The sequence below is a fragment of the Streptomyces sp. NPDC002055 genome (genome assembly GCF_040296705.1).
Taxonomy (GTDB): domain Bacteria; phylum Actinomycetota; class Actinomycetes; order Streptomycetales; family Streptomycetaceae; genus Streptomyces.
The window spans coordinates 14,556-30,261 of record NZ_JBEOXS010000011.1; the positions used below are offsets into that span (position 1 = coordinate 14,556).

Here is a 15,706-nt window from a genome sequence, read left to right on the forward strand (position 1 = left end):
GTCTGCGCGAATACGACGCGCGTAGATTCTGGCCCGGCGCGCCCCGCCCGCAACAGCCCCGCCGGATCTCTCTTCGATGACGGATCCCCGCCCGGGGGCGCGCACCAACTGCCGTGGCCCGGCCCGGACAAGGCCCGGGCACCGCGCCGGGGACGGCCGCCGCCCTGCCACAGTGGGCGGCATGACCACACCCGAACCCACCCCGTACGGCACCCCCGAGAGCCCCCGCGTCGCCGTCCGCGGCGAAGCCCGCCTGGAGGCGGACCCCGAACTCGCCCGCATCTCCGTCACCGTCGAGGCCCGGGGCGGCGACCGGAAGGCGGCACTCGACGACCTCGCCCGCCGCAACTCCGCCGTCCTCGACCTCGTCACCTCCTACGGCGAGGCGGTGCACAAGCTGGAGACCGGCTCCTTCGTCATCACCCCGGAACTGGCCCAGAAGGGCCGCGGGGAACGCGTCAAGGCCTACCACGGCCGGGTCCACATCACCGCCACCCTCACCGACTTCACCGTCCTCGGCGACGTCGTCACCCGCCTCGCCGACCTCGACCTCACCACCGTCAGCGGCCCCTGGTGGTCCCTGCGCCCCGGCTCGACCGTCCACCGGGACGTCCGGCAGCGGGCCGTGCGCGCCGCCGTCCGGCGCGCACGGGAGTACGCGGAGGCGCTCGACGCCCGCCTGGTGGCGCTGGTCGAACTCGCCGACGAGGGAGCCGAGAGCACCGCCCCCACCCCGCGCGGCCCCGGCCGGCCGGGCGGACCCGCGCCCCAGGGGCTGGCCGGCGCCGCCCCGGGCCCGGTCCTGGACCTCCAGCCGCAGCGGCAGACCGTCTACGCGCGGGTCAACGCCCGGTTCATCATGTCGCCCCCACAGCTCTGACGGCTCCGACCGCCCTGAAACCGTTGGCCATACCCGGCGGCCCGGCAGCACAAACACACCTTCTGGTAAGGAAGTTGAGCACGGCCGGGCCGCTGTGCGTATTGGATGGTGTGAGGTGCTATGTAAAGAAAGGTGAGGCTGACCTAACCAACTGGTGCAGGAGTGTGGAACGCCTCACAATCCGCCGCTCCGACGAGCCCCGACCGGGACACACGCCGTCAGAGAGGCAAGCAGGCACCCGAATGCACGGAGGAACCGATGACGCCGCCCGGACACCTGTCCACCCGTGAAGAGCCCCTGGACCTGCTCGGGATCGGCGCCGGCCCCTTCAACCTCTCCCTCGCCGCCCTCGCCGACGGAGCCCCCGGACTCACCAGCGCCTTCCTCGACCAGCGCACCCGCTTCCAGTGGCACCCCGGCCTGCTCATCGACGGCGCCACCCTCCAAGTCCCCTTCCTCGCCGACCTCGTGAGCCTGGTCGACCCCAGCAGCCCCTGGTCCTTCCTCAACTACCTGAAGACCCGCGAGCGGCTCTTCCCCTTCTACTTCGCCGAGCGCTTCCACATCCCCCGCGCCGAATACGACGCCTACCTCCGCTGGGCCGCCGGCGAACTGCCCACCGTCCACTTCGGACACCAGGCCGACCTCGTCCGCTGGGACCCCGCACGCCAGGCCTTCGAAGTCGACTTCACCCGCCTCGACGCGGACGGCGCCGCCGAAGGACTCGGCCGGATCTTCGCCCGCAACATCGCCCTCGGCATCGGCACCGCCCCCCACATCCCCGCACCCCTGCGCGCGCTCGCCGACGACCCCGCCGTACCCGTCCTGCACTCCGCCGACTACCTCCACCACCGCGACCGGCTCCTCGCCGCCCGCCACATCACCGTCGTCGGCTCCGGCCAGTCCGGCGCCGAAGTCCTCCTCGACCTCCTCCGCGCCCGCCCCGCCGGCCACGAAGGACTCACCTGGCTCGCCCGCACCCCCGCCTTCGCGCCCATGGAGTACAGCAAGCTCGGGCTCGAACAGTTCACCCCCGACTACACCCGCTACTTCCACGGGCTCCCCGAAGCCACCCGCGACCAGGTCCTCCCCGGCCAGTGGCAGCTCTACAAGGGCATCGACCACGACACCCTCGCCGCCGTCCACGACGAGCTCTACCGGCACACCCTGCACGGCGGCTGGCCCGACGTGACCCTCACCCCCGGCCTCGACGTCACCGCCGCCGAGCGCGCCCACGGCCGCATCGACCTGACCGTCCACCACACCCAGCAGCACACCCGGGCCACCCTCACCACCGACGCCGTCGTCCTCGCCACCGGCTACCGCGAACGCCCCCTCGACGGCCTCCTCGCCCCCCTCGACGACCACATCCGGCGGGACGACGCCGGACGCCCCCGCATCGACACCCAGCAGCGCATCGTCCTCGACGACCGCATCCCCGGCTCCCTCTTCGTACAGAACGCCGAACGCCACACCCACGGCGTCGGCACCCCCGACCTCGGACTCGCCGCCTGGCGCTCCGCCGTCATCGTCAACGCGCTCACCGGCCGCGAGATCCACCCGCTGCCGCGGCGCACCGCCTTCACCACCTTCGGCCTGGACGGAACCCCCCACATTCCCTCCCGCACCCGGGCCGGCGCACAGAAAGAGACCCCATGAGCCCGACCCTGCAGGACCGTCCCGCACCCGACCGGCTCCGCCACCGCACCCCCGCAGAAACGGCCGACACCGCCGCCACGGAGAACCTCCTCCGCTGCTGGGTACGCGAGAACGGCATCCCCCGGCCGCCCGACGACATCCTGCGGCTCCACCTCCCCTCCGCCGGCACCACCCTCCAGGCGACCGTCCTGCACTGGTCCGCCGTCGGCTGGCACCGCTTCTGCGGCGCCCGCCTCGCCTCCGGCGCACCCGCCCCCGCCACCCTCGTCGCCGCCCTCCTCGCCACCGAGGCCGCCCGCGGCGAACCCGGCGCCGTCACCGACCTCACCGGCCGCGTCACCGACTCCGTGCGGCACGTCGAAACCTTCATCCGCACCCGCGCCGAACACCCCGAGGACCCCGCCGGCACCACCCCCTTCCTCGCCGCCGAACAAGCCCTCATCACCGGCCACCCCCTGCACCCCACCCCCAAGAGCCGCCTCGGACTCACCGACCGCGAAACCAGCCGCTACTCACCCGAACTCCGCGGCAGCTTCCCTCTCCACTGGTTCGCCGCCGACACCTCCGTCGTGCACACCGACACCGCCCTCGACCGCACCACCCAGCAACTCCTCACCGAACTCGCCGGCCACGACGCACCGAAGCCGCCCCCCGGCACCCGCCTCGTCCCCGCCCACCCCTGGCAGGCCCAGGACCTCCTGCGCCGCCCCGCCGTCCAGGACCTCCTCGCCGCCGGACTCCTCCACGACCTCGGCCCCGCCGGCCCCGCCTGGTCACCCACCTCCTCCGTGCGCACCCTCTACCGCGCCGACGCCCCCGTCATGCTGAAGTTCTCCCTCGGCCTCGACATCACCAACTCCCGCCGCGAGAACACCCGCCCCGAACTCCACCGCGGCCTCGCCGTCCACCGGCTCCTCGAAGCCGGCCTCGACAGCGCCCTGCGCGCCGCCCACCCCGGCTTCGGCATCGTCCGCGACCCCGCCTGGATCGCCGTCGACACCCCCGACGCCACCCCCACCGGCCTCGACGTCGTCATCCGCGACAACCCCTTCCCCGGCCCCGCACACCGCCCCCAGGCCGTCTGCGTCGCCGGACTCGTCGCCGAACGCCCCGACCGCACCGACAGCCGCTCCGCCCTCGCCCGCCACATCCACCGGCTCGCCGGACGCACCGGCCGCCGCGTACCCGACGTCGCCCGCGAGTGGTTCGACCGCTACCTCCACACCGTCATCGGCCCCGTCCTCTGGCTCCACGCCACCTACGGCCTCGGCCTCGAAGCCCACCAGCAGAACACCCTCGTCACCCTCGACACGGACGGCCGCCCCACCGGCGCCCGCTACCGCGACAACCAGGGCTACTACTTCTCACCCACCCGCAGCCCCGCCCTCCACCGCTGGATCCCCGGCATCGGCCGCGACCTCGGCACCTACGTCGACGACGCCGTCATCGACGAACGCCTCACCTACTACCTCGGCATCAACAACATCCTCGGCCTCATCGGCGCCCTCGGCTCCCAGGGCCTCGCCGACGAACACGACCTGCTCCGCCTCGCCCACCGCACCCTCACCGAACACGCCCGCACCCACGGCGACCGGCTGCGCCTGGCCACCCTGCTCTGCGAAGCCCCCACCCTCCGCTGCAAGGCCAACCTCCTCACCCGCGTCCACGGCATGGACGAACTCACCGGCCCCCTGGAGAGCCAGTCCGTCTACGTCGACATCCCCAACCCCCTCGCGGAGGCCGCCCGGTGATCCAGCACCGCACCGCCGCCGCCGAGGTCGAGCTCCCCGCCGGCACCTTCACCCTGCGCCCCGTCGACCCCGCCACCGACGCGGCCCTCGTCCACACCTGGATGAACGACCCCGAAGTGGCCCGCTTCTGGGACATGGCCCAGCCCGTCGACCACATCGGCGCCTACCTGCGCGGACAGATCGCCGGCACCCGCTCCACCCCCTACCTCGGCCACCTCGACGGCACCCCCATGAGCTACTGGGAGCTCTACCGCGCCGACCTCGACCCCCTCGCCGACCACTACCCCGCCGAACCCCGCGACGCCGGCGTCCACCTGCTCCTCGGCCCGGCCGCCCACCGCGGCCGCGGCCTCGGCGCGGTCCTGCTGCGCGCCGTCTCCGACTGGCAGCTGCGCACCGACCCCTACGCCCGGCGGGTCGTCGCCGAACCCGACATCCGCAATATCCGGTCCGTCCGCGCATTCGAGCGCGCCGGATTCCGCATGACGAGCCGGCTCGACCTGCCGGACAAATGCGCGGCACTCATGGTCCGGCATCGCACACAATGACGAAAGGGACGGCGCTCCCGGCCGCGCATTTCCGCTCATCGGAGCGCCCCCCTGCACTTTTCAACACTTGTCAACAAGGCTTCATGAAAAGGCCGTTGGACAGTCATGCTCTTCCAATTCTTTACCGGCGGGTAAGTCGTAGGCTCGTTTCATGCGCCGAGCGAAAATCGTCTGCACCCTGGGACCCGCCACCGACTCGTACGACCAGATCAAGGCACTGGTAGACGCCGGAATGGACGTGGCCCGGCTCAATCTCAGCCACGGCACCCACGCCGGCCACGAGGAGCGTTACCAGCGGGTACGGAAGGCCGCCGAGGACGCCGGCCGCAGCGTCGGCATCCTCGCCGACCTTCAAGGCCCGAAGATTCGCCTCGGCCATTTCGGCGAAGGCCCCGTACTCCTTGAACGCGACGACACCTTCACCATCACCGTCGAGGACCAGGAGGGCGACCGCCACGGCTGCGGCACCACCTACCCCGGCCTCGCCGACGACGTGACGCCCGGCGAACGCATCCTCGTCGACGACGGACGGGTCACCCTCGAAGTCACCGAGGTAGACGGCCCCCGGGTCCGCACCCGGGTCGTCGAGGGCGGCCTCATCTCCGACCACAAGGGGCTCAACCTCCCCGGAGTCGCCGTCTCCGTCCCCGCCCTCTCCGAGAAGGACGTCGCCGACCTCCGCTGGGCCCTGCGCGCCGGCGCCGACGTCATCGCCCTCTCCTTCGTCCGCAGCGGCCGCGACATCGAGGACGTCCACCGGATCATGGACGAGGAGGGCCGCCGGCTGCCCGTCCTCGCCAAGATCGAGAAGCCGCAGGCCGTCGACGACCTGCAGAGCATCGTCGACGCCTTCGACGGCATCATGGTCGCCCGCGGCGACCTCGGCGTCGAGATGCCCCTGGAGACCGTGCCCATCGTCCAGAAGCGCGCCATCTCCCTGGCCAGGCGCAACGCCAAACCGGTCATCGTCGCCACCCAGATGCTGGACTCGATGATCGACGCCTCCCGGCCCACCCGCGCCGAGGCCTCCGACGTGGCCAACGCCGTCATGGACGGCACCGACGCCGTGATGCTCTCCGGCGAGACCAGCGTGGGCAAGTACCCCGTGGAGACCGTGCGCACCATGGCCCGCATCGTCGCCGCCGCAGAGGAGGACATGCTCGCCAAGGGCCTCCCCCCGCTCACCGAGCGCAGCAAGCCGCGCACCCAAGGCGGCGCCGTGGCCCGCGCCGCCGCCGAGATGGGCGACTTCCTGGGCGCGAAGTACCTGGTCGCCTTCACCCAGTCCGGCGACACCGTCCGCCGCCTCTCCCGCTACCGCTCCCCGATCCCGGTCCTCGCCTTCACCCCCGAGGCCCCGACCCGCCACCGGCTCAGCCTGACCTGGGGCGTCGAGACCTTCCTCGGCCCCTCGGTCGACTCCACGGACGAGATGGTCCAGCAGGTCGACGAGTACCTGCTCAAGCTCGGCCGCTGCCGGCCGGGCGACGTCGTCGTGATCACGGCGGGCTCCCCGCCCGGCGTCCCGGGCTCGACCAACCTGGTCCGGATCCACCACATCGGCGAGGACGACTACCAGAAGTAGCCCCCGGCGCTCGACGGGCGCTGCGATGCCCGGTCAGTACTTCGGCCCGATGTGCTCGTCCATGAGGGCGACGGAGGCGCGCCGGGCGACGGAGATGTTCCGGGCGCCCCCGGAGCGGCGGCAGGTCCGCCATTCGACGCCGACCCGGTCGAGCGAGGCGGTGAAAAGCCGCAGAATGTCGGCCGAGGTGTTCGTGAAGAAATACCGGGGATACGAATAGCTCCGCCGCTCCCCGGCGACCGTTCTCGCGGTCCGGTTGATGACCCGGCAGCCGTCGGAGTGCATCAGCCCGCGGATGAATTCCCAGGGATTCTCCGCGACGATGTCCTGTTGCCAGTCGGCGAGAGCGATGACCCGTTCGTGCTTCTTTCCGGGACCGTGCTGCGGGAAGAGGCACGGCCAATGATGGCTGTAGCACGTCACCGTGGTGCAGCCCGGATTCCGGACGGCGCAGATCCGGTTCATCGGCCGTACCGTCCCGATCGCGTCCCGGCAGGCCTCGATGAGACCCGGCCAGGCATCCGCACAGGCGATCCGCAGCGCGTAACCCCCGCGTGGGTGCGCGCTGATGCAGCCGTCGCCGAGGTAGAGACCGAGCAGGTACGCGTAGGCGGCGGCTGCCAGCGGCGCTCCGGGCGAGCACCGGGGGCACTCGTTCCGCCGGCTCGCGGGGGAGAGCGGATGGAGCCGTTCCCGCCAGGACCGGATCGCCGAACGGGATATCCCCGTCCGCCGGCTCACCGAGTTGAGACTGTGCCCCTGGCCGACGAGCGCGAGGGCGCGGCGGCGCGTTTCGAGGTCGTACATGACCCCGAGCGTGACGGAATCTTTACCGTACGGGGCCGATTCGAAGTGATGTTCACCTGAGCCGGTGAAGATCCCCGGCCGTTCGCCGAACCTTGGAAAGAAAGGTAAAGTGCCCCGGGTCGGACTCGAACCGACACTGTATGGGTTTTGAATCCATTGCCTGCTGCCAATTGGGCTACCGGGGCCTTGTAAAGGAAGGATAGCCCACACCCTCCGGGTCCCAACCATACCGGAGCTAGGTAGGCTCGTGGGGCACCACCTGCCTGGAACGAGGAGTCCCGTGAGCGCCGCCGAGCCCGAGCAGCCCGTCGCCGACGAGCAGTCCCACGTCCCCCCGCTGACGACCCGCGTGGTCATCGCCGAGGACGAGGCGCTCATCCGTCTCGACCTCAAGGAGATGCTCGAGGAGGAGGGCTACACCGTCGTCGGTGAGGCCGGGGACGGACAGAAGGCCGTCGAGCTGGCCCGGGAGCACCGCCCCGATCTCGTCATTCTCGACGTCAAGATGCCGATCCTCGACGGCATCTCCGCCGCCGAGCAGATCGCCGCGGAGACCATCGCACCCGTGCTGATGCTGACCGCCTTCTCGCAGCGTGAGCTGGTGGAGCGGGCGCGGGACGCCGGTGCGATGGCGTACCTGGTGAAGCCGTTCAGCAAGAGCGATGTCGTGCCCGCGATCGAGATGGCCGTCTCGCGCTTCACCGAACTGCGGGCCCTGGAGCAGGAGGTCGCGGACCTCTCGCAGCGGCTGGAGACCCGCAAGCTGGTGGACCGGGCGAAGAGCATCCTGCAGACCCAGTACGGGCTGACGGAGCCGGCGGCGTTCCGCTGGATCCAGAAGACGTCGATGGACCGGCGGCTGTCCATGCAGCAGGTCGCGGAGGCGGTCATCGAGGACGCCGAGGAGAAGAAGCAGGGGAAGTAGGGCCGCGCGGAAGCCCGTTCCGCCGTTCCGTGCGGACGCCGGGCCTTCCGGCCGCTCGCCTACGCCGGGCCTTCCGGTCGCTCGACTGCCGTGGCCCCGGAAGCCGCCCAGCGCACCGGCTCCGGCCGTCGCCCGGCCCCCGCCCCGCTCGTGCCTCCGACGCCGACGAAGGGCCCGCACCCGTTCTCCGGGTGCGGGCCCTTCGGTTAAGGCCGCGTCGCGCATGGGGTGCTCAGTCCTCGCCGAGGTAGGCCTTCCGCACGGACTCGTCGTGGAGCAGGCTCTCGCCCGACCCCGACAGCACGATCTTGCCGATCTCCATCACATGGCCCTGGTCAGCGAGGGAGAGCGCCGCCTGGGCGTTCTGCTCGACGAGCAGGATCGTGGTGCCCTGCGACTTCAGCTCGGCGATCGTTTCCATGATCTTCTGCATCATGATCGGCGAGAGTCCCATGGAGGGTTCGTCGAGCATCAGCAGTTTCGGCCGGCACATCAGGGCCCGGCCCATGGCGAGCATCTGCTGTTCGCCGCCGGAGAGGGTGCCCGCCGCCTGGCCGCGGCGTTCGCCGAGGATGGGGAAGAGGTCGTACGCCTTCTCGATGTCCTTGGCGATGCCGTCGGTGTCCTTCCGGAGGAAGGCGCCGAGCTGGAGGTTCTCCGCGATCGTCAGCCGGGGGAAGATGTGGCGTCCCTCGGGCGAGTGGGCGAGGCCCAGGGCGACGATCTTGTGGGCGGGGACTCCGGAGAGCGGCCTGCCGTCGAAGCGGATCGATCCGCCGAGGGGCTTGAGCAGCCCGGACAGGGTGCGCAGGGTGGTGGTCTTGCCTGCGCCGTTCGTCCCGATCAGGGTGACGACCTGGCCTGCGTCGACGCTGAACGAGATGCCCTTGACGGCTTCGATCTTGCCGTAGGCGACCCGGAGGTCCTCGACTTCGAGCAGTGCGGTCACTGGTCGCCCTCCTTACGGGCGTCGGTGCCGGAGGACTCCGTGGTGTCCCCGGCTGCGGCGTCGGCCGGTGCCGTGCCCGTGGCCTTGGCGTCCGGGGCTTCCGCGGGGGCGTTCCCCGGGGTGTTCCCGGCGGGGGCCGGTGCGGTGCCGTCGGCCGGGGTGTCCCCGGAACCGTCGGCCGGGGCGCTCTCGGTGGGAGCTCCGGTGGTGTGCCCGGCGGCGGCTTCCGCGGCTTCTTCCGCCGCTTCGACCTCGGCGGCCTCCTCGGCGCCTGGTTCCCCCTCGAAGGGGGTGCCGATGTAGGCGGCGATGACCCGCTCGTCGCTCTGGACGACGTCCGGGGTGCCTTCGACGAGCTTCTGGCCCTGGACGAGTACGGCGACCCGGTCGCAGAGGTTGAAGATGAAGCGCATGTCGTGCTCGATGACGAGGACGGCGGTGCCCTGGTCCCGGATGGCGAAGACGAGTTCCTCGGTGGCCCGGGTCTCCTGGGGGTTCATACCGGCGGTCGGCTCGTCGAGGAGCAGCAGCCCGGGGTCGCTCGCGAGGGCGCGGGCGATTTCGAGCTTGCGCTGTTCGCCGTAGGGGAGGTTGCGGGCGAGGTGGTCCTTCTTGGCGGCGAGGCCGATGAATTCCAGGAGTTCCATGGACCGTGCCTCGGAGGCCTTTTCGGCCTTCTTGAAGCCGGGGCCGCGCAGCAGGGCGGACCAGAGGCCTTCCTTGGTGCGGGTGTGCCGTCCGACGAGGACGTTCTCCAGGACGGTCATGTTGGCGAACAGCCGGATGTTCTGGAAGGTCCGGGCGACGCCTGCCTTGGTGACCAGGTGCGGCTTGGGCGGGAGGACGGACCCCTTGTAGGTGACCTTGCCCTCGGTGGGGATGTACAGCCCGGTGAGGCAGTTGAAGAAGGTGGTCTTCCCGGCGCCGTTGGGGCCGATGAGACCGACGATCTCGCCGGAGCGGACTTCGAGGTCGACCGAGCGCACGGCGGTGAGGCCGCCGAAGCGCATGGTGACGTCGGTCGCGCTGAGCACGGTGGTGCCGGTCGACTGCGCGGCCGGGCTGGTGTCGGTGGTGGTCATATCGGTCACGCCTCCGCCTTGGTGACGCCGACGGCCCCGTCGGGCAGGCGTTGTTCGGGCACGTCGAGCTGGCCGGTCTCGTGGAATTCGAGCTGCTTCCTGCGGTCGGCGATGAGCCCTTCGGGGCGGAAGCGCATCAGCAGGATGAGGGCGAGACCGAAGAAGAGAAGCTGGAAGTCGGCGAGGAACTGCAGCTTGGCGGGGATGAGGTAGAGCAGCGACGCGCCGAGGAGCGGGCCGCTGATGGTGCCCATGCCGCCGAGGATGACCGCGGCGAGCAGGAAGGCGGAGTTGGGCGGGACGGGGCCGGCGAAGAAGTACTGCTCGGGCACGACGGTGTAGGTGACGTGTGCCTGGACGGTGCCGGCGACTCCGGCGAGGGTGGCGCCGAGGGCGAAGGCGATGAGCTTGACGCGGAAGCCGTTGATGCCCATGGCGGTGGCGGCGGTCTCGTCCTCGCGGATGGCGACCCAGGCGCGGCCGATGCGGGAGTTCCCGGCCCGGCTGAAGACCAGCACCACGAGGGCGGTGACCAGCAGCATCAGCAGGAAGTAGCTGGCGAAGGGCGGGATGGAGAGGCCGCCGACGGTGTGGGTCTCCCCGAAGTCGTAGCCGAGGATGACGAGGTCGGGGATGTTGGGGATGCCGTTGGGGCCGTTGGTGATCTGGGGGCCGGAGACGCCGTCGAGGTTGCCCATGGCGATGCGGAAGATCTCTCCGAAGCCGAGGGTGACGATGGCGAGGTAGTCGCCGCGCAGACGCAGGGTGGGGGCGCCGATGAGGACGCCGAAGACCAGCGATGCGAGGGCGCCGGCGAGGACGGCGGCCCAGAAGGGGAACTGGACGTCGAAGACGGAGGCGGTCGATCCGCTGACGAGGGCGGCGGTGTAGGCGCCGACACCGAGGAAGGCGACGTATCCGAGGTCGAGGAGTCCGGCCAGGCCGACGACGATGTTGAGGCCGAGGGCGACGGTGGCGAAGATGAGGATGTTGACGCCGACCAGGGTGTACTGGTCGTTGCTCTGGGTGAGCGGAAAGACGGCGGCCGCGGCGAACGCGGCGCCGAGGGTCACCGAGCGGTGCTTGGCGGTGAGGGCGGAGAGCCGGGCGATGAGCCCGGCCTTCATGACCGCGAGGACGCCGAAGGCGACGAGGAACATGTAGCCGACGAAGAGTTCGGGGTCCTCGGTGGCGATGCCGTAGGTGAAGATGTACAGCCCGACGCCGAATCCGGCGACGATGAGCAGGATTTCGGCCCACGTCGGCAGGGTGCGCGGCGCGGGCAGACGCTTTGCGGTGCCGGTGCTGCGGGGAAGGCCGAGTGCGCCGAAGAGGGGCACTGCCGAGGCGATGACAGCGACGTAGCCGCCGGGCTCCAGGTTGATGACGCCGCCGAGTTCGACGGCGATGGCCATCGCGGTGAACCAGGTGGTGGCGAAGGTGCCGATGGCGAAGAAGAGTACGGCTGTGTTGCCGCCCGCCGGGTTGAGCCAGCCGAGGCCGCGGATGCCGTAACCGGCGAGGATGTAGACGAGCGTCAGCAGGGCGCCGGTCAGGGTGAGGACCTGGAGGCCGCCGGGGTAGCCGGTGACGGTGAGGTCACCGGGGAATGCGGCGGTCCAGGTCCACGGGAAGAAGGTGGAGGCGACGGTGAGGACGGCTCCGGCCGCGGTCAGGGCGCGGGCGACCGTGTGGCCCAACGGGATGACCGGGGTGACTTCGGTGGTCTTCTGGGTGCTCATGGTTCTCACGCCCGATCCGCTACGCGCTCGCCGAGCAGGCCCTGTGGCCGGAGCAGCAGCACGAGGATGAGGAGGACGAAGGCCCAGACGTTGGCCCAGGCGCCGCCGCCGAGCTGGTCCATGCCGGGGATGTCCTGGATGTAGTGGATGGACATCGCTTCGGCGAGGCCGAGGACGACGCCGCCGAGCATGGCGCCGTAGATGTTGCCGATGCCGCCGAGGACGGCCGCGGTGAAGGCCTTGAGCCCGGCGATGAAGCCCATCTCGAACTGGACCTGCCCGTAGCGGAGTCCGTGGGCGACCGCGGCGACGGCGGCGAAGACGGCGCCGATGGCGAAGGCCAGCACAATGATGCGGTCGGTGTTGATGCCCATGAGCTTGGCGGTGTCGGGGTCTTGGGCGGTGGCCTGCATGGCCCGGCCGGTGCGGCTCTTGGAGACGAAGACGCCGAGGGCGAGCATGCACAGCGGTGCGGCGACGAGGAGGAAGACGTCACCGCGCTGGATGTGCAGGTTCCCGAAGACCTCGATGGACTTGCCTTCGATCTGGGGGAAGCTGCGGGCCTTCTTGGCGTCCGGGTAGAACGCCCAGACGATCTGCTGGAGCGCGATGGACAGACCGATGGCGGTGATCAGCGGGGCCAGCCGGGGTGCGCCGCGCAGCGGGCGGTAGGCGAAGCGTTCCGCCGCGGTGGCTATGGCGACCGACGCCAGGGCGCCGCCGAGGAGCATCAGCGGTATGGCCATCCACAGGGAGGTGCCGCTGGGGAGCCAGATGTAGACGGTGAGGGCACCGAAGCCCCCGATCATGAAGATCTCGCCGTGGGCGAAGTTGATGAGCTGGACGATGCCGTAGACCATGGTGTACCCGATGGCGATCAAGCCGTAGAGGGTACCCAGGGCCAGGCCGTTGACCAGCTGTTGCGGCAGTTCGTGCACCGCAGGGCCTCCGATGAGCGTGTCGGATGTGAGACCGCGCGAGGGCGCCGGTGTGCGCCCTCGCGCGGGTGGGTCTGGGTGAGGCGGGAGCCGGGTCAGTCCTTGAACGTCTCGCTCTTGACGGCTTCCCAGGCGCCGTTCTTGACCGCGTACACGGTGAGCTGCTTGTTGGTGGTGTCGCCGAACTTGTCGAACGAGACCTTGCCGGTGACGCCCTCGAAGGAGACCTTGTTCAGGGCCTCGGTGACCTTGGCGCGGGCGTCGCTGGGGAGCTTGCCGTCGTTGGCCTCGACCACGGACTTGACGGCCTGGATGATGGCCCATCCGGCGTCGTAGGAGTAGCCGCCGTAGGCCGCGTACGGGTCCTTGTAGCCGGCCGCCTCGTAGTCCTTGATGAAGGCCTTGGCGGAGTCGAGGTCCTCGACGGGGTAGCCGACGCCGGTGGAGAGGTCGCCGTCGTTCTTCTCGCCCGAGGCCTTGATGAACTCGGGGTCGTAGATGCCGTCGCCGCCCATCAGGGGGACCTCCGCACCGGCCTTCTTGATCTGGTCGGAGAGGAGGCCGCCCTCGGGGTACTGGCCGCCGAAGTAGACGGAGTCGGCGCCGGAGTTCTTGACCTTGTCGGCGACGCTGGAGAAGTCGGTCTCCTTGACGGTCAGGTGGTCGGTGCCGACGACCTTGCCGCCGAGGCGCTTGAACTCCTGGGCGAAGATCTGCGCCAGGCCCGCGCCGTAGGTCTGCTTGTCGTCGATGACGAAGACCTTCTTCTTCTTCGCGTCGTTGTAGTAGTGCTGCGCGGCGAAGCGGCCCTGGATGACGTCCGTGGTGGCCGTGCGGAAGTAGGACTTGAAGGGGCGCGAGAGGTCGCCCTTGGCCCAGTTGTCGCCCTGGCTGAGCGCCGGGTTGGTGTTGGCGGGGGAGACCAGGGCGAGGCCGGCCTTGTCGAAGACGCCCTGTATGGACTGGGCGACACCGGAGTTGAGCGGGCCGACGGCGCCGAGGACGTCCTTGTCGCCGACGAGGGTGGTGGCGTTCTGCTGACCGGAGGCCGGAATGGCCTGGTCGTCCAGGGCCTTGATCTTGAAGGTGACCCCGTCGACCTCGTTGTTCTTGTTCGCCGTCCTGGCCGCGAGGTCCACGGAGTTCTTGATGCCCTGGCCGAGGGCGGACAGAGAGCCGGTCAGCGGAGCGTCGACACCGATCACCACGGTGGTCTTGCCGCCGCCTTCGCCGTCGCCCTTGTCGTTGCGGGATCCACAAGCGGTGAGGGTGAGGGCCCCAGCCGTGATCGCTGTGGTGAAGATGATCAAGGAACGATGTCGCACGTTGTGTCCTCTCCCTGGCGCGGCGCCTCTGCTGAGGTGCCGTGTCGCGTGCCGGACCATGCCGGCCAAATATGGCTGAGCTGTGAAAGTGCTGTGTGGCTACCGGCGACGCGGTGACTGGCCGTGACTCTAAGGGCGTGCGGCGGCGGGTGGCAGAGGTGCAGGCCATGATGTGACTTTCTTGTTATGACCCAGGTCACGGCAAGGTGTCGGTGTAGCATCCATAACCTGACAAAGCGCCCAAAGTGCTGCATAGTCGGGGTTCCGCATGGCGAGAACGCGCAGATCCGCTAAGGGGTCCGGGGTGGCGCAGGTCACAGCGTCCGGAATGTGGCAGGCGTTGTTACGTGGGGGTACTCCGTGTACACGGCATGCAGTTGCCGGGCGGTGGTGGACCCGGCTCGAATCTCACGGAGAGTGACGATCTTCGGTTCCGTCGCGCCGTGCGGAGGGACTGCTTCCCTTCACATGAGCGGCACACAGTCGACGGGTCCGCCGGTCGATGAGATCCCTGGCCGCGGCGATTCCGGGGTGCTTCCGCTCGGCCTGCGCGGCGGCAGCGACCTCGTCCGGAGTATCGCGTTGGGCGGTCGACAGGCTCTTTGGATCCCGGTCGAGGCCGGCGCCGCGGCCGTTCGCCGGAATCACCCCGGCCCAGTGGCTGAGCGGCACGGTGCAGCGCTCGGCGGCCGAAGTCCCCTGCGGGCGCGGGGAGTCGGCGGGCGCGAGTGAGGGCCCGGCAGGGCCCGGGACGCGTCGGCATGCGGCCGGTGGAGGCATGCGGAGCGGCGGAGCAGGATATCCGGAACAGCCGGACAGTGGCAGGAGCGCGCCGAGTACCGCGGCGCGCCGGATCCGGGTGCGCGGCGCGGCTGTCATGACCGAAGGGAGCGGGCGGACGTGCCGCCGCAGGTGTGCAGGGCGGGAAACCCCCGGTGTCGTTGGCGTGGGGCATCGCGGCGCCGCCGTACGCGCCGGCCCACGGTACGGCTCACCTCACCGTACGGCTCACCCCCCCCGATGCGGGTCAGCCCGCCGTGCCGTTCGGGTCCGCCTCGCGGAGCAGGCATGTCAGGCGCGCCGTGCAGACGCGGCGGTCCTGCTCGTCGGAGATGACGATTTCGTAGGTGGCGGTGGAGCGGCCCCGGTGCACGGGCGTGGCGACGCCGGTCACCAGGCCCGAGCGAAGGCCGCGGTGATGCGTGCAGTTGAGGTCGACGCCGACCGCGATCCTGGTGGGGCCGCCGTGCAGCATCGCGCCGACCGAGCCGAGGGTCTCGGCGAGCACCGCGGACGCGCCGCCGTGCAGCAGCCCGTACGGCTGGGTGTTGCCCTCGACGGGGAGGGTGCCGACGACCCGCTCGGGCGCGGCCTCGACGATCTCCAGCCCCATGCGCTCGCCCAGGTGGCCGGCGGAGAACAGCGCGGGCAGGTCCATGCCCAGACCGGCCCACTGGTCCAGGACGTCCTGCGGGAACTTCGTGCTGCTCTGCTCACCCATGGTGTGCCGGCTCC

13 protein-coding genes and 1 tRNA gene are annotated in these 15,706 nt (G+C 70.5%); 6 read left to right on the forward strand and 8 right to left on the reverse strand.

Annotated features, from left to right (window positions below; all coding sequences use genetic code 11):
- Positions 1 to 181: 181 nt before the first annotated feature.
- The 5 genes from ABT112_RS08845 (at position 182) to pyk (ending at position 6,423) form a co-directional block, all read left to right on the forward strand.
- Entirely contained in the window at positions 182 to 880 is a 699-nt protein-coding gene (locus ABT112_RS08845) for an SIMPL domain-containing protein (protein ID WP_351507141.1), read from the forward strand.
- A 258-nt stretch (positions 881 to 1,138) separates the two neighbouring features.
- Complete coding sequence (locus tag ABT112_RS08850; RefSeq protein WP_351507143.1) at positions 1,139 to 2,539, forward strand: lysine N(6)-hydroxylase/L-ornithine N(5)-oxygenase family protein; 1,401 nt, start codon at positions 1,139 to 1,141, stop codon at positions 2,537 to 2,539.
- Positions 2,536 to 4,290 (forward strand): IucA/IucC family protein, encoded by a 1,755-nt coding sequence (locus ABT112_RS08855; RefSeq protein WP_351507145.1) that lies wholly within the window; start codon positions 2,536 to 2,538, stop codon positions 4,288 to 4,290. The genes ABT112_RS08850 and ABT112_RS08855 overlap by 4 nt, the downstream gene beginning before the upstream one ends.
- The gene (locus tag ABT112_RS08860; RefSeq protein WP_502975289.1) at positions 4,287 to 4,838 is read left to right on the forward strand and encodes a GNAT family N-acetyltransferase; all 552 of its coding nucleotides are present in this window, start codon (positions 4,287 to 4,289) and stop codon (positions 4,836 to 4,838) included. Before ABT112_RS08855 ends, ABT112_RS08860 begins: the two co-directional genes overlap by 4 nt.
- Before the next feature lie 151 nt (positions 4,839 to 4,989).
- Complete coding sequence (pyk, locus tag ABT112_RS08865) at positions 4,990 to 6,423, forward strand: pyruvate kinase (RefSeq protein ID WP_351507147.1); 1,434 nt, start codon at positions 4,990 to 4,992, stop codon at positions 6,421 to 6,423.
- Positions 6,424 to 6,456: 33 nt separating this feature from the next.
- On the opposite strand, the gene ABT112_RS08870 is transcribed toward pyk, so the two are convergent.
- Both ABT112_RS08870 and ABT112_RS08875 read right to left on the reverse strand, forming a co-directional pair.
- Positions 6,457 to 7,230 carry a transcriptional regulator gene (locus tag ABT112_RS08870; protein WP_351507149.1) on the reverse strand — a complete coding sequence of 258 codons (774 nt, stop codon included), beginning with the start codon at positions 7,228 to 7,230 and terminating at the stop codon, positions 6,457 to 6,459.
- 110 nt (positions 7,231 to 7,340) lie between these two features.
- Positions 7,341 to 7,415, reverse strand: a tRNA-Leu gene (locus tag ABT112_RS08875).
- 95 nt (positions 7,416 to 7,510) lie between these two features.
- Between ABT112_RS08875 and ABT112_RS08880 the strand changes: the two genes are divergently transcribed.
- Complete coding sequence (locus ABT112_RS08880) at positions 7,511 to 8,155, forward strand: ANTAR domain-containing response regulator (protein WP_351507151.1); 645 nt, start codon at positions 7,511 to 7,513, stop codon at positions 8,153 to 8,155.
- Positions 8,156 to 8,387: 232 nt separating this feature from the next.
- On the opposite strand, the gene ABT112_RS08885 is transcribed toward ABT112_RS08880, so the two are convergent.
- From ABT112_RS08885 to ABT112_RS08910, 6 genes are all read right to left on the reverse strand, one after another.
- Positions 8,388 to 9,104, reverse strand: a complete 717-nt coding sequence (locus ABT112_RS08885; RefSeq protein ID WP_351507153.1) for an ABC transporter ATP-binding protein — start codon at positions 9,102 to 9,104, stop codon at positions 8,388 to 8,390.
- Positions 9,101 to 10,186, reverse strand: coding sequence for an ATP-binding cassette domain-containing protein (locus ABT112_RS08890; protein WP_351507364.1), 1,086 nt, complete (start codon positions 10,184 to 10,186; stop codon positions 9,101 to 9,103). The genes ABT112_RS08885 and ABT112_RS08890 overlap by 4 nt, the downstream gene beginning before the upstream one ends.
- Before the next feature lie 5 nt (positions 10,187 to 10,191).
- Positions 10,192 to 11,928, reverse strand: coding sequence for a branched-chain amino acid ABC transporter permease (locus tag ABT112_RS08895; protein ID WP_351507155.1), 1,737 nt, complete (start codon positions 11,926 to 11,928; stop codon positions 10,192 to 10,194).
- A 5-nt stretch (positions 11,929 to 11,933) separates the two neighbouring features.
- A complete protein-coding gene (locus ABT112_RS08900; protein ID WP_351507156.1) occupies positions 11,934 to 12,866 on the reverse strand; it encodes a branched-chain amino acid ABC transporter permease in 933 nt (310 codons plus the stop codon).
- A 95-nt stretch (positions 12,867 to 12,961) separates the two neighbouring features.
- Positions 12,962 to 14,191 (reverse strand): branched-chain amino acid ABC transporter substrate-binding protein, encoded by a 1,230-nt coding sequence (locus ABT112_RS08905; RefSeq protein ID WP_351507159.1) that lies wholly within the window; start codon positions 14,189 to 14,191, stop codon positions 12,962 to 12,964.
- A gap of 1,027 nt (positions 14,192 to 15,218) precedes the next feature.
- Positions 15,219 to 15,692 (reverse strand): PaaI family thioesterase, encoded by a 474-nt coding sequence (locus ABT112_RS08910; RefSeq protein WP_351507366.1) that lies wholly within the window; start codon positions 15,690 to 15,692, stop codon positions 15,219 to 15,221.
- Between the last annotated feature and the right edge of the window lie 14 nt (positions 15,693 to 15,706).